The sequence below is a fragment of the Pseudomonas sp. 3296 genome (genome assembly GCF_031456615.1).
GTDB lineage: Bacteria > Pseudomonadota > Gammaproteobacteria > Pseudomonadales > Pseudomonadaceae > Aquipseudomonas > Aquipseudomonas mucoides.
On sequence record NZ_JAVDUY010000005.1, the window covers coordinates 443,641 to 463,238 of the forward strand.

Consider the following 19,598-nt stretch of genomic DNA (forward strand, 5'->3'; position numbering starts at 1 on the left):
ACCTGCATCAAGTGAGTGAAAGGAAATGCCCATGAATCAAGCCGCCTGTGGCTCGAACGTCAGCGCCAGACCGTTCATGCAATAACGCAGGCCGGTAGGCTTGGGCCCGTCATCGAAGACATGCCCCAGATGACCGCCACAGCGCCGGCAGTGGACTTCTTCACGCAACACGCCAAAGGACCGGTCCTGACGAGTGGCCACCGCTTTGTCCAGGGGGGCCCAGAAACTCGGCCAGCCGGTGCGACTGTCGAACTTGGTATCGGAAGAGAACAGCGGCAGATCACACCCGGCGCACGCGAAAACGCCCTCGCGATGCTCATTGTTCAACGGGCTGCTGTAGGCCCGCTCGGTGCCCTCCTTACGCAGGATTTCGTACTGCTCGTCACCGAGCATGGCGTGCCATTCGCTGTCGCTGTGGGTCACCTCGAATACCTCCGCGGCACTGGCATCACTGACCAGTGCGGTACTGGCAGCAAATTTTGGCAACACACCGATCACCAAGGCTGCAGCGCCCAGCCCGCCGCCCGCTACAAGAAACTGTCGCCGTGAAAACATGGCCTTCTCCAAAATTCCCGATGCCTGATAAGGAACACAGCCTAGGCTTGGGTTGATCGCCAAATCCTCACGAGCAGTTAAACAATTCGTGATAACTCGGACTGAGGAAAACCCGCACAATGTGCCCATTGCGCTACAAAGGATTGAGCTTTATGGAACAGACCAAACGCGTCCTGGTGGTCGAGGACGACCTGCACATCGCCGACCTTATCTGCCTGCATCTTCGCGATGAGCAGTTCGAGGTGGTGCACTGCGCCGACGGTGACGAAGGCATGCGCCTGTTGCAGCAAGGAAGCTGGGACGCGTTGATCCTCGACCTGATGCTGCCCGGTGTCGATGGCCTGGAAATCTGCCGCCGGGCACGGGCGATGGCCCGCTACACCCCGATCATCATCACCAGCGCACGCTCCAGCGAAATGCACCGGATCCTGGGGCTGGAACTCGGCGCCGACGATTACCTCGCCAAACCCTTTTCGATGCTGGAACTGGTCGCCCGGGTCAAAGCGCTGCTACGCAGGGTCGACGCCATGGCCCGCAACCTGAAGATGGACTCGGGCAGCCTGATGACGGACGGCTTGTCCATCGACCCGATCACCCGCGACGTTTCGCTCGACGGTCGTCGCCTGGACCTCACGCCACGGGAATTCGACCTGCTGTATTTCTTCGTCCGCCAACCCGGCAAAGTCTTCTCGCGCATGGATTTGCTCAATGCGGTCTGGGGTTACAGCCATGAAGGTTACGAACACACGGTGAACACCCATATCAATCGTCTGCGGGCCAAGATCGAAGCCGATCCGGCGCTGCCCGCGCGCATCCTCACGGTGTGGGGCCGAGGCTACAAATTCGCCGTCAAGGAGGAGCAGCCATGAGGCTGACCCTGACACAACGTCTGTCCCTGGTGTTCGCCATTCTGTTGCTGGTGTGCTGTGGCACATCGGCCTGGATGCAAGTGCGCTCCAACAAGATGCATGAACTGGAGGTGGTCCAGGGGCTGTCGCGCGATCTGGCGCAACACATCGCCCATGACACGGTGCTGATGGACAGCAGCGGCCTGATGCCCAATGCGATCCGCGAATTGTTCAGCAAACTCATGCAGGTCAATCCCAGCGTTGAGGTTTATCTGCTGGACACCGAGGGCAAGATTGTCGGAAGCGCCGCACCGGAGGGACGGATACGTCGGGAGCGGATCGATCTGGCCCCCGTCCAGCGCCTGCTCAAAGGAGATGCCCTGCCGATTCTCGGTGATGACCCGCGCAGTATCGATGGCCGCAAGGTGTTCAGCGCCGCACCGTTGCGCGTCAACGGCCAGCCCGCCGGTTACCTGTATGTGGTACTGCTCAGCGAAGAACACGACCGTTTCGCCGAACGCGGTGCCACCAGCGCCGCACTCAATACCGCCCTGTTGTCCATCGGTCTGGTGGCATTGCTGTGCCTGATTGCCGGTCTGACGGCATTTGCCCTGATCACCCGACCGCTGCGACGCTTGACCGAAAGAGTCAGCCAGTTCGACATCGACGGCGTGCCCTCCACACCGCCCATCTCCGAGCCGGTAGAGAAAGCCGCCAGTCACGATGAAATTGCCGTGCTGGACGCCGCCTTCCGACAAATGCAAACCCGCCTCAACGAACAGTGGCGCTCGCTGACGCGTCAAGACCAGGAACGCCGCGAACTGGTGGCGAACATTTCCCATGACCTGCGAACACCACTGGCCTCGCTGCATGGATACCTGGAAACCCTGTCGCTCAAGGACGCCACGTTATCCCCAGCCGACCGGCGTCGCTATCTCGGCATCGCTCTGGATCAAAGCCGCAAGGTGGGTGGCCTGGCACAGTCGCTGCTGGAGTTGGTCAGGCTGGAACACGGCTTCGTACAACCGGTGCTGGAGCGCTTCTCCCTGACCGATCTGGTGCAGGACATTTTTCAGAAATTCGAACTGACCGCCGAAGCGCGCCAGATCGAACTGAAGGCCACTTTCGCCCCTAACGTTTCCGCGGCCTGCGCCGACCTTGGATTGATCGAGCGCGTGCTGACCAACCTGTTCGACAACGCCCTGCGCAACACCCCTCAAGGCGGAGAAATCGAGCTGAGCCTGCGCCCTCAGGGGCCATTTATAGAAGTCACGGTCAGCGACACCGGCCCCGGCATCGCTGCACCGCTGCGCGAAGGCTTGTTCCTGCGCCCCTTCAACATTGGCGGTGCACGGCGCGATGGCGGGTTGGGGCTGCGCATCGTGCATCGGATCCTGCAGTTACACGGACGCGAGATCCAGCTGATCGATCTGCCCGGGCGGGGGGCCACCTTCCGCTTCTCCTTACCGGTAGATCAGCAAACCGCGGAACAATGGGCGGTTCACTCAATGAATCTCAATTCGATGGGAAAATAGCCGACGTTCCGGCAACGCACCAAAATGCCTTCTCGCAAAAATCATGACCAACTGCCTGTTCATCCGTGACAACTCCGCGTGGGTCCAATAGATTAGTCGACCTGAAAAGGCCCTGTGCTTTCTCGCCTCAATTCAAGTTAAAAGAAGTAGTGAAATTTCAATGTCCGATTCCAACACCGCTGAATCCGTAGTCACCCTGTCGTCCAAAGCGGAATACGAAAACTCCATCAATCTTTCACAGCATGTGCCACAGGCCAAGACCATCAGCGAGATGGTCCTGGACGCTTTTCAATCCACCCGGGAAAGCGATCAGATCCGCGAACTGCGCGCCGCCATTCGCCAGGCACATGACAGCTTCGACGACGATAAAGCCTATGAACTGATGGGCGAACTCAAGCAACTCAAGGACGCGGAAGCGGCCGACATTGCCGCTCTCGAAGACCTGAGCAGCAAATTCCCGATCAGCCGGATTCTCTCCAGCTTCAAGGATGACCCGGCGTTTCAGGAAATCGTCTACGGCCTCGCGCTGAAAGTGCTGAACCAGACTCACCAGGCCATCAGCAACCCAAGCAGTGGCAAAAGCAAAGTGGCTCGCGCCAAGAAAGATCTCGAAGTCTTCACCATCAGCAAGGACGGCATAAACGTCACCCTGCCGCTGCGCACCCCGCGTTCAAGCCTGAACGTTGACCGCAAGGCGCTGGAGTTCCTCGGCTTTACCTTCGTCGGCGAAGGCGATGACGCCGTGATTGAAAGCGAGACGTTCCTGGATAACGCCGGCGTCGAACAAGCGGTCAACCGCAAGAACATCATCACCGCACTGCAGCAACAAACCGCGTTCGACGGCTACAGCATCGCCGCGCAGTAACACGTTCCACCCAAAAGCCCCGCCCTTGCAGCGGGGCTTTTTATTGCCTGCAAAAATCAGGAAATCGAAGGATGCAGCGCCGCAATCATGTCCACTTCCACCGGCGCGTTTTTCGGTAACTGGTAAACACCGACTGTCGTGCGCGTATGTCTGCCGGCATCGCCCAACACCTGGGTAAAAACATCCGACGCGCCGTTGGCCACCTCACTGAGGTCGACGAAATCGAACGTGGATTTCACATAAACGGTGACACGAAGCAGGGCCTTGACGTTATCCAGTGAACCGACGGCCTCGCGGATCAATGCCAGACCGCGTATCGCGCTGATGCTCGCGGCCTCTTGGGCATCGGCCAAATTGAGCTCCAGGCCCACCCGGCCCGGGTACTGGATTTTGCCGTTCATGCGCGGTACCAGGCCACTGACATACAGCTCATCGTCATGCCGAAGCAGTGGCGCGTAATGCCCCCCGGCCGCGTTCTCGTCGTAGATATCGAAGCCGTGCTCTTTCGCCATCTCGAGGAAACGTTCGTCGCGGGTTGTTTGCCTAATCATCTACTGAGCCCTCTTGATCCACCATACAAACGCGATTTTGATGGTAGAGACAGACGCTTCTCTTGATCAGGGCAAGTTCGTATAGAATCCAGCGAACTTTACTGCCAGTGAGACCAGTAAAATGCAGGCTCAACGCGCTGTGATCGCCGCCATCGAGTTCCAGCCAGGGGTGCCGCTGGTGCAGCAGATTGTCGATCAGCTGTCCGAAGCCATCGGCCAGGGAGGCCTGCCACACGGGGCCAAGTTGCCACCGATTCGCGAACTTTCCGAATTGATGAACGTCGGAAAATCCACCGTGGTGGACGCCCTCGACCGATTGCGGGCCAAGGGACTGGTGGTCTCACGCCAGGGTTCGGGGCATTACATTCACCGGGCAAGCCCCCAAACCCCAACCGCTGCTGCCCCGGACCTGCAACCGCAAGACACCCTCAGCCGTGTCCGCCGTGCGATTCTTGTGGATAACGGCGCGCTGCGTCCCGGTTGTGGATTTCTGCCCGGCTCATGGTTGCCCGCCGAAGATCTGCTCAAAGCCGTGCGCGGCACCCTTCGTGCGACATCACTGCGCATGGGCGAATACGGTGAGGTCGGTGGTTATCGGCCGCTGCGCGAGGCATTACGGGTGAAGTTGTCGGGCTTCGGCATCGAAGTGCCGGTGGAGCAGATCATCACCACGGCCAACACCATGCAGGCCATCGACCAGCTGATGCGCCTGTTGATAAAACCTGGCGATACGGTGCTGCTCGACGATCCGTGCTACTTCAACCTGCACACCAATCTGGCGTTGCACGGCGCCAAGGTCATCACCGTTCCCCGCGATTGCAGCGGGCTGGATCTGGAGACGTTCGAGCACCTGCTGATCGTCCACCGCCCCGTGCTCTATATGACCAACAGCACCTTGCATAACCCGACCGGGCACTCGTTTTCGGCGGCGCAGGTGTATCGCCTGCTGGAGTTGAGTCACCGCTACGGTTTTCACATTGTTGAAGATGACCTGTACGGCGATCTCCAGCAACGACGCACCCCCCGCCTGGCCGCCAGCGGGCTCGACAATGTCAGTTACGTGTCCGGTTTCTCCAAGACCCTGACGGCCAACAGCCGGGTCAGCTATGCCGTGTTGTCACCGCAACTGGCGGCCAGAATGATCAACCTGAAGATGAGCATCGGCGGCGTGACCTCGGAACTGGCGGAGCAGATCACCTGCACCATGCTCAGCAACGGCAGCTACGCCAAGCACATCCGACGCACGGTGGATCGCTTGTATGAGTCGAACAGTCGCGTGGTGCGCTGGCTGGTGGAGGCCGGATGCTCAGTGTCATCTGTACCGGGCGAAGGATTGTTCATCTGGGCGCGTCTGCCCGGCGGGTTGCATGCCGAAACCCTCGCCAACAAAGGCCTCAAGAATGACCTGGTACTGGCGCCCGGAGCGATGTTGAGTAAAGCGGCCGACGCCAATAGTTTTCTGCGCTTCAATGTTGCGCACAGCGATGATCCGCAGGTGCGGGAACGGTTTTTGCGGGTGCTTGATCGCTGACATCAGCCCAGGATCAAAAGATCGCAGCCTCGTTTCACTCGACAGCGCCTACAAAGGATCCGCGCAATTCTGTAGGAGCTGTCGAGTGAAACGAGGCTGCGATCTTTTGATGTAGCAACAAAAAGCCCAAGCCCGCAACCGAAATAAAGTGACTTACGGCCGCATGCTCTTCATTGATGCAAATGATGTCGCCAAGTTCCTATATATCAATTCATCACCCTTATCAACATCCTGATCACCGTCTGCATCTATTGTATCTATGATAGTGCGATATCTTCCTTGCGGGTCGAGATTTGTCGCTTTCACAATAAAGTCAGGATTGCTTAGATCTCTATTTCCTTTTTTATAATGCATAATATTGACATCTGTTTCACTACCCTCACAAAACGCAATTAAAACCCGATCAAATAATCTATTACTTTCATCCATTGGGCTTAGGGTAGCCATTTCTGCTACCAGTTTAGCTGCGAGCAAGTAGTAGGATTGGTCATCTTCATCATGGTCACCATCACCATCCGCGTCGTTCGTTGCGGAGGTCATGTCATACTTCCAGTCGTCATTAGAAGAATATATTGTAATCCTGGCATTTGGACTATCCAGTCTGTAATTCCCTTCATCATAGCGAGACATCACAACTTCTGGATTCCCAGCGCCGTCCGTATCTTTGAATTCATAGAGTTGTTTATGCTTCATATCAACACCCCGACTTTCCATGTGGTTTTTAAATGCCTTCCTTTAAAAAATACCCCGCTCCCCCCTTTAGCATCTACTGTCAAAGTTGTCAGGTGGATATCTAACCAGCAGTAGGGTAAACACTTCAATGCCCTAACAAAAAGCCCCGCGCTTCTCTCGAAGGCGGGGCTTTTGTTTACAGCATCCGACGCTTAAGGCGCGTACGTCAAAAGCAGCTCGGTCGGCACTTTGAAGTCCAGGGACATCATCACGCTCAACGCGGTAATGGTGAAGATCGAGAACACGAACAGCTTGCGTGCCCAGACCGTGTCATCCACTGCCTTGTAACCGGTCCAGGCCATGTACAACCAGTACATGCCCATGGCCGCGGCGACGGCGAGGTAGCTCATGCCGGCGTAGCCACTGAAGGTCAGCATCAAGGTCGCCACGAGGAAGGCCAGGATGTAGATCAGGATGTGCTTCTTGGCCACCTGGATTCCGCGCTTCACTGGCAGCACCGGAATCGATGCGGCCAGGTAATCGTTAAAGCGGAAAATCGCGATGGCGTAGGAATGCGGCATCTGCCACAGGCTGAACATCACCAGCAACGTCAGTGCGGCCATGTCGAAGCTGTTGGTCACAGCGACGTAGCCAATCACCGGCGGCATGGCGCCCGACAGACTGCCCACCAGCGTGCCGTGAACCGACTTGCGCTTGAGGTACAGGCTGTAGAAGCCGACGTAGATGACGAAACCGATCACTGCGAACAGCGCGGCCAACGGGTTAGCCACCTTGTACAACAACGCAACGCCGGCAACACCCAGGACGGTCGCAAAGGCCAGGGCCAGTTTCAGGGAGATCAAGCCCTGGACCAGCACCCGGTTCTTGGTGCGTTCCATCTTCAGGTCGATGTCGCGGTCGATGCAGTTGTTGAACACACAACCGGAAGCCACCACCAGGGACGTGCCGATCATGGCGGCCAGGAAGATGGCCAGATCGACATGCCCTTTCGAGGCCAGGAAAAATCCGCCCGCCACAGAAAGCACGTTACCGAAAATGATCCCCGGTTTGGTGATTTGGATAAAGTGCTTAAAGGACATCCGGACTTTCCTCAGTGCGCCATCATGACGGTGTGGATGCTGAACATGATCCACAGCGACAGGCCTACCAACAGGACGATTACCAATGCAGCGAAGACAAACGCGATCACGTTGTTACGCTGGGCAGCGGAGCGGTCCAGGTGGAGGAAGTACACCAGGTGCACGAGCACCTGGATCACGGCGAAGGCCAGTACGATCCACAGGGTCATGGCTTTCGGCAGCGACGGGTACATCACCAGGCCGAAAGGAATGATCGTCAGGATCACCGACAGGATGAAACCGATGGCATAGGACTTGACGCTGCCGTGGCTGTCGTCGTGGCCGTGGCCATCGTGGGAGTGTGCATTAGCCATTACAGGGTCCCCATCAGGTAAACAACGGTGAATACGCAGATCCACACCACGTCCAGGAAGTGCCAGAACAGGCTCAGGCAGCTCAGACGGGTCTTGTTGGTCGCCGTCAGGCCGTTTTTCTGGACCTGATACATCATGATCGCCATCCAGATCAGACCGCTGGTCACGTGCAGACCGTGGGTGCCGACCAGGGTGAAGAACCCGGACAGGAAGCCGCTGCGGTTAGGACCGTAGCCTTCGGAGATCAGCATGTGGAACTCGTTGATCTCCATGCCGATGAAGCCCAAGCCGAACAGGAAGGTGATGGCCAACCAGCCCAGTACCGCCTTCTTGTTGCCCTTGAACAACGCCAGCATGGCGAAGCCGTAGGTGATCGAACTGAACAACAGGCAGGCGGTTTCGCCCAGCACGTATGGCAGCTCGAAGATGTCGTGGCCCGACGGGCCACCCGCTACGTTGTTAACCAGTACCGCGTACACCGCGAAGATCGACGCAAACAGAATGCAGTCGGTCATCAGGTAGAGCCAGAAACCGAATACGGTCATCTCGCCCGAGTCGTGGTGATGGTCATCGTGCCCATGTCCATCGACATGGGTGTGTCCAGCATTGGTCACTAAGTTCGACATGGTTTAAGCCTGTTCCAACGAGGTTTCAACACGGGTGGCAGTGGCCGGGATTTTCCCTGCGGCTACCAGACGTTTGCGCTGCTCGGCTTCGGTGCGCTCGATCACGTCGACCGGCACCATGTAGCCCTGGTCATCACGGGCAGCGTGGATCACGAAGTAGATCACGGCGCCGGCGAGGCCGAAGATGGCCATCCACCAGATGTGCCAGATCATCGCGAAACCGAACACGGTCAACAGAGCACCCATGACCAGGCCGGTCGCGGTGTTGTTTGGCATGTGGATCGGCTCGTACTTGACCGGAGTCTGGTACGCAGTACCGTCTTCCTTGGCTTCAGTGAACGGGTCGATGCAGTCGGCTTTTGGCAGTACGGCAAAGTTGTAGAACGGTGGCGGCGACGAGGTCGACCATTCCAGCGTGTGGGCATTCCACGGGTCACCGTGTTCGCACATGTTTTCCGGCTTCTTACGGTCACGGACACTGACGTAGAGCTGGATCAATTGGCAGGCGATACCGCAGGCGATCATCACCGCACCGAACATGGCCACGTACAGGTACGGCACCCACTCAGGGTTGGTGGTGGCGTTCAGACGACGGGTCATGCCCATGAAGCCCAGAGCATAGAGCGGCATGAACGCGACGAAGAAGCCCGAGATCCAGAACCAGAACGCTGCCTTGCCCCAACCTTCGTGCAGCTTGAAGCCGAACGCTTTAGGGAAGTAGAAGCCGAAACCAGCGATGTAGCCGAACACGGCGCCGCCGATGATCACGTTGTGGAAGTGAGCAATTACAAACAGGCTGTTGTGCAGGACAAAGTCAGCACCCGGAATGGCCAGCAGTACGCCGGTCATGCCGCCAATGGCGAAGGTCACCATGAAACCCAGGGTCCACAGAACCTGGCTGGTCATGCGCAGACGGCCCTGGTAGATGGTGAACAGCCAGTTGAATAGCTTCACCCCCGTCGGGATCGAAATCAGCATCGTCGCCAGACCGAAGAAGGCGTTGACGTTGGCACCCGAACCCATGGTGAAGAAGTGGTGCAGCCAAACCATGAAGCCCAGGATCGAGATCGCGCCCGAGGCGTAGATCATCGAGTGGTGGCCGAACAGTTTCTTGCCGGAGAACGCCGAGATGACTTCGGAGAAGATCCCGAACGCCGGCAGAATCAGGATGTAAACCTCGGGGTGACCCCACGCCCAGAACAGGTTGACGTACATCATCGGATTGCCACCAAGTTCATTGGTGAAAATGTGGAAATCCATGTAACGGTCAAGCGTCAGCAATGCCAGGGTAGCGGTCAGGATCGGGAAGGAAGCGACGATCAGCACGTTGGCCCAGGTGCAGGTCCAGGTGAAGATCGGCATGTCCATCAGTTTCATGCCCGGGGTACGCATTTTCAGCACGGTGGCCAGGAAGTTGACCCCGGTCAGCGTCGTACCTAGCCCGGATAGCTGTAGCGCCCAGATGTAGTAGTCCACACCCACGCCAGGGCTGTAGCCCAGTTCCGACAGCGGTGGATACGCCACCCAACCGGTACGGGCGAATTCGCCGACACCCAGGGACACGTTCACCAGCACGACGCCAGACATCAGCAGCCAGAAGCTCAGGGAGTTCAGGAACGGGTAGGCAACGTCACGCGCGCCGATCTGCAGCGGCACTGCAAGGTTCATCAGGCCGGTGAAGAAAGGCATCGCCATGAAGATGATCATGATCACACCGTGAGCGGTGAAGATCTGGTCATAGTGTTCAGGCGGCAGGTAGCCCGGCGAACCTTCGGTGGACAGGGCCAACTGGGTACGCATCATGATGGCGTCGGCAAAACCGCGCAGCAGCATGACCATGGCGACGATGATGTACATCACGCCGATTTTCTTGTGGTCGACCGACGTCAGCCACTCGGACCACAGGTAGGTCCACTTCTTGAAATAGGTGATTGCAGCGAACACGCCCAGACCGCCGAGCGCGATCATGGCGATGGTCACCATCACGATCGGTTCGTGGAACGGGACCGCTTCCCAACTTAATTTACCAAACATCGTTTACTCCTCTGCCCCGGCAGCTGAATGCGAACTCATGTCCATCCCTTCCATCTGGGCCACTTCTTTCTCTTTCTTCTCGTGGTCCACTTTCGGACCTGGTTTCATGCCTTCGTACTTGTCGACGATGGTCTGGAACAGGTTCGGCGTGAACGAGGAGTAGAGCGCTACTGGATTGTTCTGGCTTGGTTTGGAAAGGGCTTCGTATTCAGCTTTTTCAAGCTGTTTAGGTGCCTTCTTGACATCACTGACCCAGGCATCGAAGTCCGCCTGAGAGGTGGCGATAGCTTTGAACTTCATGCCGGTGAAACCCGCGCCGCTGTAGTTGGCGGAGATCCCGTCGAATTCAGCATTCTGGTTGGCGATCAGGTGCAGCTTGGTCTGCATGCCCGCCATCGCGTAGATCTGACCGCCCAGGCCCGGAATGAAGAACGAGTTCATCACGGTGTCGGAAGTGATCTGGAAGTTGATCGGCGTGTTGGCCGGGAAGACGATCTTGTTGACCGTGGCGATCCCTTGTTCCGGATAGATGAACAGCCACTTCCAGTCCATCGATACTACTTGAATGGTGACCGGCTTGACGTCGGATTCCAGTGGCTTGTACGGGTCCAGAGCGTGGGTCGACTTGTAGGTGACATAACCCAGGGCAATGATGATCAGCACTGGAATTGCCCACACCGCGATTTCAATCTTGGTGGAGTGCGACCACTTCGGCGTGTAGACGGCGTCAGTGTTGGAGGCGCGATATTTCCAGGCGAACAGGAAGGTCATGACGATGACCGGTACCACGACAAGAAGCATCAGCAGCGTTGCGGTGATGATCAGGTTTCGCTCGTCCAGGCCAACCTGGCCCTTGGGATCGAGCAAGGTCATGTTGCAGCCTGACAGCAACAATGTGCCAATCAGCGGCAATAAGCCTAGTAGTCTGGGGTACCTGTTTTTACTCATCTCACGACCTCTAAAGCAGCTTGCGCAATGCAGTTGGGTTTTGATCGCCAACACTTCACCCTGCCAAGGGTTGGCATTTTTCTTGGATTGAATAAGGGCCGCCCGTCGCGCGTCAGACGCTGCTCGACAAATCCTGGGACAGCGGTAAGTTCTTATTCGAATTCGTGGTCAAAGGCCTTGTTACAGACCAATTCCATTTGGTGCGGATAGTTGGAAGGCTCCGACACCTGGGAGTCGCATGAGGCGTTCAAGCCCCTCGACGCCCTACTTTCTGCTCATGATGAGCAGTGCCGGGAATTCAGTGCGGGCGATTGTAGATATGTAACGATTCATAAACCATGTCTCATCCCGAAATAATTTTTATCCATTCCAGCAACAATCATTAACGGATTTCGCAAAAGTCCGGCATGGTATCGAAATTGATTCTCAACAAAAACACTAAAAATAGTAGGTCTACCTAGCGCAGTTCAGACAGCTTCGGGGTTACTGCGCCCTCCCCCGACCCTGCTCAACCCCCTATGTGACAAGGGCTTTGGCAATTTGCCAGCCCCTGTTAAAACTGCCTGCTCCAGCATTTCAGGGATCAGATGAAGGGCCGCCGCAACAGACCAATTTTGTTGCCCGACCCCATGCCAATTCAGCCCCTTGAAATGCCTTGCGACACTCACGCTGTGACAACATGTCGCACACGTGCCGCACCCTTGCTTGTCGCGCATCAAGGGCTTTTTACCTGGCCTCTGAAAATGCAAAACGCCCCGGCCCCCTCAACGAGGGCCGGGGCGTTTTTATCGATGACGCAGCAGTGCGGCGAACCGCCTCAGCGCAGCGCTTTACGGTTACGCGAAGTGAGCAACGGCACCAGAATCACGATCAGCACGAACGCTACCAGCGCCCATTGCGCCAGCGACAGACCGAGGATCGGCGGGTACGGCGTGGAACAGAAGCCATCCACCTGGAAGCCCAGCGGGAAGATCTTCGCCAGCGGCAGACCATCGACAATCGGCTGCAGCACATCGATGCCGCAACTGACCGCAGGGTAGAACTGGGTGTAGACGTGATGCCCGGCCACCGCGGTGCCTGCCAGGGCACTGATGACCACCAGCGTCTCGAACACGGTAATGCTGCGACGGGTACGCGTGGCCGCGCCGATGAAGGCAAACACCGCGATAAACAACAACGCGTAGCGCTGGAGAATGCACAGCGGGCATGGCGCCTCGCCCAACACAATTTGCATGTACAGCGCGCCGCCGATCAGCGCCAGGCAGATGATGCCCAGTAACACCAGATAGCGCCGTTCGCGCCCCAATCGCATTGTTTCCTCGCTCATCGCGTTTCCCTTTTAGATAGCAGTTGCCGCCAGTCTACACGCAGGCTCGGAGGTTTGAGAGCCTGGCGCGTGCCGGTGGATTTGGGGGAATAAACGATAGTCCGGTTAAGAAGGGATTAACTTTTCTGACTGTGATCAAGAATTGAGACCGTGGTGCGGCCATCGCGAGCAGGCTCACTTCTACAGGGATTTGGGTGAACACACATTTTGTGTACACCCAAATCCCTGCAGAAGTGAGCCTGCTCGCGATAAAGGCGACTCGGTCTCCCGAGCCGCCACATTCGTTTACTCCAACGCCGAAGCCGGCCCGAAGAACTCATAACGGCTCTGCTTCTCCGGAACCCCCAACGCCTTGAGGTGGCGCTTGATCGCCGCCATGAACCCCTTAGGCCCCAGGAAATAAGCATCCAGGTCACGCTGTTCGGGCAACCACTCGCCCAGTTGCTCCCGGCTCAACAAACCGACTTTATCCGCTGCCGGACTCACACCGTCATCTTCCGCATAGCAATAGAAGCGCTTGAGTTGCGGATGACGCTCAGCCAACCCATCGATCCAGTCGCGGAAGGCATGCACGCTGCCGTTTCGCGCGCAGTGGATAAAATGCACCGGGCGCTCGGTGGCCAGCGCGGCTTCGAGCATCGCCAGTGTCGGAGTAATGCCGACACCGCCGCTGATCAGCACCAACGGCTTTTCGCTGGCTGTCAGGGTGAATTCACCTGATGGCGGGAACAACTGGATGCTCGCCCCGACATGCAACTGATCGTGCAAATGGTTGGACGCCCGCCCACCGGTTTCACGCTTGACGCTGATGCGGTACTCGCCCTTGTTTGCCAGCGCCGACAGTGAGTAGTTGCGACGGATCTCTTCGCCGTCGAGGATCAGTTTCATGCCAATGTACTGGCCAGGCTCTGCCTCAAGAATCGGGCCTTTGTCGGCAGGTTCGAAGTAGAACGAGGTGATTTCCGCGCTTTCTTCAACCTTGGCCGTGACGATGAATTCCCGCGCCCCGCGCCAGCCACCAGGCGCCTGCTCTTTCTGATCGTAGATGCTGGTTTCAGCACCGATCAGAATCTCGGCGAGTTGCCCATAAGCCGCGCCCCAGGCCGCGATGACTTCAGGGGTGGCGATTTCTTCACCCAGCACTTCGGCGATGGCACGCAGCAGGCAGGTGCCGACAATCGGGTAGTGTTCTGGCAGGATTTGCAGGGCCACGTGTTTGTTGATGATCTTGGCCACCAGGTCGCCCAACTGATCGAGCTGGTCGATGTGCCGTGCGTACATCAAGACACCGTTGGCCAGCGCGCGCGGCTGATCACCACTGGCCTGGTGGGCCTGGTTGAACAGCGGGCGGACTTCCGGGTATTCGGAGAGCATCATGCGGTAGAAGTGAGTGATCAGCGCTTCGCCGCCGCTTTCCAGCAACGGTACGGTGGATTTGACGATGGCACGGTCTTGAACGCTCAGCATAAGGACGACTCCGGAGCTTGATGTGTATTTCCTTAGACATATCAGTTTCCATGCCAAGTATTAAAATTATATAAATCAATAGTTTAATAACATCGTAGTCATATCGACACACACTGCTTTATAGTCATGTCGACTACACGGAGTCACTATGACTGCAAAATCCCTGCTCACCGCATTGCTGCCTCTGGTCTCCGACCTGTCCCGCGAACTGCCCGAAGGCGAGCGTTATCGACGCTTGCTCGAAGCCATGCGCGCCCTGCTCCCCTGCGATGCCGCGGCCCTGCTGCGCCTTGATGGCGAATGGTTGGTGCCGCTGGCCGTCGATGGCTTGAGCACGGACACCCTGGGCCGGCGCTTCAAAATCAGCGAGCACCCGCGATTCGAGGCCTTGCTCAGCAGCCACGGCCCGACCCGTTTTGCGGCCGACAGCGACTTGCCCGACCCTTACGACGGACTGGTCGAGGGTCTCGCCGATCATCTGGAAGTCCACGACTGCATGGGTTGCCCGCTGTTCATCGACGAGCGCCCCTGGGGTTTGCTGACCCTCGACGCCCTCGACCCGGAGCAATTCGAACCGATCGAACTGGATGCCCTGCAAGCCTTTGCCAGCCTCGCGGCGGCCACGGTCAACGCCGCCGAGCGCATTGAGCGCCTGGCCAATCGCGCCGAAGACGAACACCAGCGCGCCGAGGTTTACCGCCAGGCCAGCGGCCAGCAGAACCGCGAAATGATTGGCCAGAGCAAGACCCACAAACGCCTGGTGGAAGAGATCAACCTGGTGGGCGGCAGCGACCTGACCGTGTTGATCACCGGCGAAACCGGGGTCGGCAAGGAACTGGTCGCACAGGCGATTCACGCCGCCTCTGCCCGCGCCGACAAACCGATCATCAGCCTCAACTGCGCGGCACTGCCCGACACCTTGGTCGAAAGCGAATTGTTCGGCCATGTGCGCGGCGCGTTCACCGGCGCGATGAATGATCGTCGCGGCAAGTTCGAACTGGCCAATGGCGGCACGCTGTTTCTCGATGAAGTCGGTGAGCTGTCATTGACGGTGCAAGCCAAGCTGTTGCGGGTTTTGCAAAGCGGTCAGTTGCAGCGCCTCGGCTCGGACAAGGAACACACAGTGGACGTGCGCCTGATCGCGGCGACCAACCGTGACCTGGCTGAAGAAGTGCGCAACGGTCGCTACCGTGCCGACTTCTACCATCGCTTGAGCGTTTACCCGTTGCTGGTGCCCGCACTGCGCGATCGCGGGCGGGATGTATTGCTGCTCAGCGGCTTCTTCCTGGAGCAAAATCGTTCACGCATGGGCCTCAACAGCCTGCGTTTGAACAGCGACGCCCAGGCGGCCTTGCTGGCCTACAACTGGCCGGGGAATGTGCGGGAGCTGGAGCATTTGATTGGTCGCAGCGCGCTTAAAGCGCTGGGTAATTGCAAGGATCGACCGAAGATTCTCAGCCTGAGTGCGGCGGATCTGGATTTGCCTACTGGCAGTGTCGAGGTGCTTACCGAACAACCCGTCGTCAGCCCTGTGACATTGGTAGCCGGTGATCTGCGTGAGGCCACGGAGAATTATCAGCGGCAATTGATCAGCGCTTGCCTGGAGCGGCATCACAACAACTGGGCGAGCGCGGCGCGAGAGCTGGGTCTGGACCGCGCGAATCTTGGGCGCATGGCCAAGCGATTGGGGATGAAATAACTCGGTCCCTGTAGCAGCTGCCGAAGGCTGCGTTCGCGGACGCAGTCCTCGCAAAACCATCGACTGCGTTGCAACTGATGCAACAAGGATTCAAGGTTTACGGCTGCTTCGCAACCGGACGCAGCCTGCGGTAGCGGCTACAAAAAATGCATTCACCGGCACGCGACGGAATACCCCTAAAGCCTGCCCACTACAAGTCGATAACCCGATATCGATAGTTTTTGGCAATCCCGCGATCGCCCATCACCTTTTTCCAGAAGGTACATATGTCTTCCAACAAAGCCCGCGCAGATTCACTTTCGCTTTTGCTGTTTACCTTGCGCAGCGGCAAGCTGATGGCGATCAACCTGCTCAAAGTCAGCGAAATCATCCCCTGCCCCCCGCTGACCCGGCTGCCGGAGTCGCATCCTCACGTTAAAGGCATCGCCACCCTGCGCGGCGCTTCGTTGTCAGTAATCGACCTGAGCCGTGCCATCGGCGAACGCCCGCTGGAAGACCCGAACGGTGGCTGCCTGATCGTCACCGACGTCAGTCGCTCCAAGCAGGGCCTGCATGTTCAGGCCGTGAGCAAGATCGTCCACTGCCTCACCACCGACATCCGCCCGCCACCCTTTGGTTCCGGCGGCGTGCGCTCGTACATCACCGGCGTGACCTCGGTCGACGGCACGCTGGTGCAAGTGCTGGACATCGAAAAAGTCATCCACGGCATCGCCCCGGCACAGATCGAAACGGCCCCCACCGAACTGAGCATGGAAGACGCTGAAGTACTGGGCAGCGCACGCATTCTGGTGGTTGATGACAGCCAGGTCGCCCTGCAACAATCCGTGCATACCCTGCGCAACCTCGGCCTGCAATGCCACACCGCCCGCAGCGCCAAGGAGGCCATCGACTGCCTGCTCGACCTGCAAGGCACGGCCCAGCAGATCAACCTGATCGTCTCGGACATCGAAATGTCGGAGATGGACGGCTACGCCTTCACCCGCACCCTGCGCGAAACGCCGGACTTCTCGCACCTTTATGTGCTGCTGCACACATCGCTGGACAGCGCGATGAACAGCGAGAAGGCGCGACTGGCCGGGGCTAACGCGGTGCTGACCAAGTTTTCTTCGCCCGAACTGACCAAATGCCTGATCGAGGCGGCCAGGGCTGTCGCTGAACAAGGTCATTAAGTGGTGGCCGAGCACTTTTGCTATTTGATGCGGCGCAACCTCGCCGAGGCTGTGCCGGCGATTACCTGGCCTGAAGGCATCGTCCTCAGCCAATACCGCCCAGAATTGGCAGTCGCCGTTCATCACTTGATGGAACTGGGTTACCAGGACGGTGGCGGTCGCGTCCCGACACTGGAGGTGTGGCAGCAGCGGTTTGAAACCGATCCCGAATACGATCCTGCCCTGTGTTTCATTGCACTGGATGCCGACGGCGTCGTCGGTGTATGCCAGTGCTGGACCAGCGCCTACATCAAGAACCTGGTGGTCCACCCGCGGGCGCAACGCCTCGGGCTGGGACGCGCCCTGCTACTGCAGGCGTTTAACGTGTTTCAGCAACGTCGGGAAGGGTTTGTCGATTTGAAGGTATTGGAAGACAACCTTCGGGCGCAGCGGCTGTATGAAAGTGCCGGGATGTATGTGGTCCGCCGGGAACCGGTTCCCGTCTGAACCACCGCCATCGCGAGCATTAACAATACCAACCCTTCAGGCATACTCGGCCAATCAAGCCCAACGGATGCCCGAACAATGAAAGCCGCCACCCTGACCTTCCTCTGCCTCACCGCCCTCGCCTCCCAGGCCCACGCCTCCAGCCCCGACGCCTGGGCCGCCTACGACAAAGCCGTCCTCACCCATTGCACCAAAGCCAGCGGCCTGAAAAACGCCAGGCCCGTCGGCAACCCTGCGCAATTCGATGACCGGGTCGACTACACCGCCCTCCTGCTGCAAGGCCAATACCCGCAAAAACACATGAAAGGCCAGCAAGGCACAGAGCTGTGCCTCTACAACAAGAAAACAAAAACCGCCTACGTGACCGAATGGGACTCCGTTCGCCCCACCGCCAAGTCTCAGTGAATGGCGCATAACTTGCTTCATCGCTGAGCAGTGCGGTGACATTCTGTCGCCGTTTCTTGCCCTCACATCCGGCCCAACGATCAATGAACACAACGTTTTCCTGCGTAGGTTGTGGCAAATGCTGCACCGACCACCACGTCCCCCTGACCCTGGCGGAAGCCCGCATGTGGGCGGCCGATGGCGGTCAAGTGATCGTGCTGGTCGAGGGTTTTCCGGGTAACGGCCTGGGCTTGCCGGTGCAGCAACGCGAACACGCCGAACGTCGTTCGGTGCTGGTTCGGAGCGGCGCGTCCGAGGCTTACGTGGCGATCACCTTCGCCGCCTATAACGTCGGTCCCTGCCGGAATCTTGACGAAGACAACCTGTGCCGCATCTACGAGCGCCGACCGCTGGTGTGCCGCATCTACCCGGCAGAAATCAACCCGCACATCCCGCTGAACACAGCGATCAAGGATTGCCCGCCCGAGTCATGGGAACAGGGCCCGGATTTGATCATCGGCGGTCAGGTGGTGGATCAGGGGCTGGTGGAGTTGATCCAGCGTTCTCGCCAGGCGGATCGCGATGATGTTCAGGCCAAGGACGCGATTTGCGGGTTGTTGGGGATTCGCACGACAGCGCTGAAGGGCGATGGGTTTACCGCTTATCTGCCGGACATGAACGCGTTTGCCACGGTCATTGATCAGGTATCAGCGCAACCGCTGGCGGCGCCGGAGAGTGACTGGTTGTTTCATGTGTCGGGGGAAGACATTGCCGGCCAAGTGCAGGCGGCGGGCGCGCAACTGGTGACTGAAGCACCGGTGAACTATGCGTTTATTTCGTTGCGGGCGGCTTGATTCAGGATTGATGTCGCCAGGTATGGCCCCATCGCGAGCAAGCTCGATCCCACAGGTACAGCGGTGTCCTTGTGGGAGCGAGCTTGCTCGCGATGACGATCGATCAGGCGCCGCAGAAATTTAATCCTAGCGCTTACCCATCGACCGACGCGTACCCGGAGGCGCCGCCCCAGGCGTCTTGGTATGGCCATTTTTCGCGCCATTCTTGTACCAAGGCTGACTGGCGTTCTTCGCGGCCGCCAGATCACCTGGTTTGAACGGGAATTTGAACGCCGGGATCGCGGCTTTGGTTTCGCTGTCTGCGCTGGAGTCGACGCTGTCTGGCAGATCTGCCTGGTCGTCGCTCAAAGCGTCGGCAACCGGCGGTTGTGTCGGGGAAGTCATGAAAGCTCCGGGTGATGCACATAGAGTCGGGCCCGGTCAGCGAGCCGCGAAAGGCGGCAGTATACCTGTGTCGAGAGCCGCAAGCTTCACACCGCACGTGAGTCCGTCGGGTTTTGTGCTGGCTACCCCACCGCTGCTGATTTAAAAATCTCAAACTGACAGCCCCGTCAGTTAGCAGTCACCTTCCTGACGGGCTGACAAGGTTATAAA

At 58.2% G+C, this 19,598-nt stretch carries 20 protein-coding genes; 9 read left to right on the forward strand and 11 right to left on the reverse strand.

Annotation, left to right across the window (positions count from 1 at the left end; all coding sequences use genetic code 11):
• Positions 1-36 precede the first annotated feature (36 nt).
• A complete protein-coding gene (gene msrB, locus J2X66_RS16030; RefSeq protein WP_310265973.1) occupies positions 37-555 on the reverse strand; it encodes a peptide-methionine (R)-S-oxide reductase MsrB in 519 nt (172 codons plus the stop codon).
• A 152-nt stretch (positions 556-707) separates the two neighbouring features.
• On the opposite strand from msrB, the gene J2X66_RS16035 reads away from it, so the two are divergent.
• The 3 genes from J2X66_RS16035 to J2X66_RS16045 all read left to right on the forward strand — a co-directional run bounded on the left by J2X66_RS16035 (position 708) and on the right by J2X66_RS16045 (position 3,803).
• Positions 708-1,424: a response regulator transcription factor gene (locus tag J2X66_RS16035; protein ID WP_123435046.1), complete on the forward strand. Its 717-nt coding sequence runs from the start codon at positions 708-710 to the stop codon at positions 1,422-1,424.
• Positions 1,421-2,938: an ATP-binding protein gene (locus J2X66_RS16040; protein ID WP_310265976.1), complete on the forward strand. Its 1,518-nt coding sequence runs from the start codon at positions 1,421-1,423 to the stop codon at positions 2,936-2,938. Before J2X66_RS16035 ends, J2X66_RS16040 begins: the two co-directional genes overlap by 4 nt.
• 160 nt (positions 2,939-3,098) lie before the next feature.
• The gene (locus J2X66_RS16045) at positions 3,099-3,803 is read left to right on the forward strand and encodes a hypothetical protein (RefSeq protein WP_109787539.1); all 705 of its coding nucleotides are present in this window, start codon (positions 3,099-3,101) and stop codon (positions 3,801-3,803) included.
• A 56-nt stretch (positions 3,804-3,859) separates the two neighbouring features.
• Here the strand turns inward: J2X66_RS16045 and J2X66_RS16050 are convergent, their stop codons facing one another.
• Positions 3,860-4,354, reverse strand: a complete 495-nt coding sequence (locus J2X66_RS16050; RefSeq protein ID WP_310265979.1) for a RidA family protein — start codon at positions 4,352-4,354, stop codon at positions 3,860-3,862.
• A gap of 121 nt (positions 4,355-4,475) precedes the next feature.
• On the opposite strand from J2X66_RS16050, the gene J2X66_RS16055 reads away from it, so the two are divergent.
• On the forward strand, positions 4,476-5,885 hold the full coding sequence (locus tag J2X66_RS16055) for a PLP-dependent aminotransferase family protein (RefSeq protein ID WP_310265981.1): 1,410 nt from the start codon (positions 4,476-4,478) through the stop codon (positions 5,883-5,885).
• 153 nt (positions 5,886-6,038) lie between these two features.
• Here J2X66_RS16055 and J2X66_RS16060 read toward each other — a convergent pair whose 3' ends face one another.
• The 8 genes from J2X66_RS16060 to hmpA form a co-directional block, all read right to left on the reverse strand.
• Positions 6,039-6,578 (reverse strand): hypothetical protein, encoded by a 540-nt coding sequence (locus J2X66_RS16060; RefSeq protein WP_310265984.1) that lies wholly within the window; start codon positions 6,576-6,578, stop codon positions 6,039-6,041.
• A 191-nt stretch (positions 6,579-6,769) separates the two neighbouring features.
• Entirely contained in the window at positions 6,770-7,657 is an 888-nt protein-coding gene (cyoE, locus tag J2X66_RS16065; protein WP_027922713.1) for a heme o synthase, read from the reverse strand.
• 11 nt (positions 7,658-7,668) lie between these two features.
• Positions 7,669-8,010 carry a cytochrome o ubiquinol oxidase subunit IV gene (cyoD, locus tag J2X66_RS16070; protein WP_027922712.1) on the reverse strand — a complete coding sequence of 114 codons (342 nt, stop codon included), beginning with the start codon at positions 8,008-8,010 and terminating at the stop codon, positions 7,669-7,671.
• Entirely contained in the window at positions 8,010-8,636 is a 627-nt protein-coding gene (locus tag J2X66_RS16075) for a cytochrome o ubiquinol oxidase subunit III (RefSeq protein WP_027922711.1), read from the reverse strand. The genes cyoD and J2X66_RS16075 overlap by 1 nt, the downstream gene beginning before the upstream one ends.
• A gap of 3 nt (positions 8,637-8,639) precedes the next feature.
• Positions 8,640-10,670, reverse strand: coding sequence for a cytochrome o ubiquinol oxidase subunit I (cyoB, locus tag J2X66_RS16080; RefSeq protein WP_027922710.1), 2,031 nt, complete (start codon positions 10,668-10,670; stop codon positions 8,640-8,642).
• 3 nt (positions 10,671-10,673) lie between these two features.
• Positions 10,674-11,618, reverse strand: a complete 945-nt coding sequence (gene cyoA, locus J2X66_RS16085) for a ubiquinol oxidase subunit II (RefSeq protein ID WP_310265990.1) — start codon at positions 11,616-11,618, stop codon at positions 10,674-10,676.
• A gap of 817 nt (positions 11,619-12,435) precedes the next feature.
• Positions 12,436-12,945: a disulfide bond formation protein B gene (locus J2X66_RS16090; protein WP_123435056.1), complete on the reverse strand. Its 510-nt coding sequence runs from the start codon at positions 12,943-12,945 to the stop codon at positions 12,436-12,438.
• Between the two features lie 285 nt (positions 12,946-13,230).
• On the reverse strand, positions 13,231-14,412 hold the full coding sequence (hmpA, locus tag J2X66_RS16095; RefSeq protein WP_310265997.1) for an NO-inducible flavohemoprotein: 1,182 nt from the start codon (positions 14,410-14,412) through the stop codon (positions 13,231-13,233).
• Between the two features lie 148 nt (positions 14,413-14,560).
• Here hmpA and norR point away from each other — a divergent pair, with 148 nt between their 5' ends.
• The 5 genes from norR to J2X66_RS16120 all read left to right on the forward strand — a co-directional run bounded on the left by norR (position 14,561) and on the right by J2X66_RS16120 (position 19,004).
• Positions 14,561-16,111 carry a nitric oxide reductase transcriptional regulator NorR gene (gene norR / locus J2X66_RS16100; protein WP_310265999.1) on the forward strand — a complete coding sequence of 517 codons (1,551 nt, stop codon included), beginning with the start codon at positions 14,561-14,563 and terminating at the stop codon, positions 16,109-16,111.
• Positions 16,112-16,377: 266 nt separating this feature from the next.
• Entirely contained in the window at positions 16,378-17,280 is a 903-nt protein-coding gene (locus tag J2X66_RS16105) for a chemotaxis protein CheV (protein WP_140668481.1), read from the forward strand.
• A 27-nt stretch (positions 17,281-17,307) separates the two neighbouring features.
• Positions 17,308-17,766 (forward strand): GNAT family N-acetyltransferase, encoded by a 459-nt coding sequence (locus tag J2X66_RS16110; protein WP_310266218.1) that lies wholly within the window; start codon positions 17,308-17,310, stop codon positions 17,764-17,766.
• A 78-nt stretch (positions 17,767-17,844) separates the two neighbouring features.
• Positions 17,845-18,171, forward strand: a complete 327-nt coding sequence (locus J2X66_RS16115; protein WP_310266001.1) for a hypothetical protein — start codon at positions 17,845-17,847, stop codon at positions 18,169-18,171.
• Positions 18,172-18,254: 83 nt separating this feature from the next.
• Positions 18,255-19,004: a YkgJ family cysteine cluster protein gene (locus J2X66_RS16120; protein WP_310266004.1), complete on the forward strand. Its 750-nt coding sequence runs from the start codon at positions 18,255-18,257 to the stop codon at positions 19,002-19,004.
• 126 nt (positions 19,005-19,130) lie between these two features.
• Here J2X66_RS16120 and J2X66_RS16125 read toward each other — a convergent pair whose 3' ends face one another.
• Positions 19,131-19,388: a hypothetical protein gene (locus tag J2X66_RS16125; RefSeq protein ID WP_007943495.1), complete on the reverse strand. Its 258-nt coding sequence runs from the start codon at positions 19,386-19,388 to the stop codon at positions 19,131-19,133.
• Positions 19,389-19,598 lie beyond the last annotated feature (210 nt).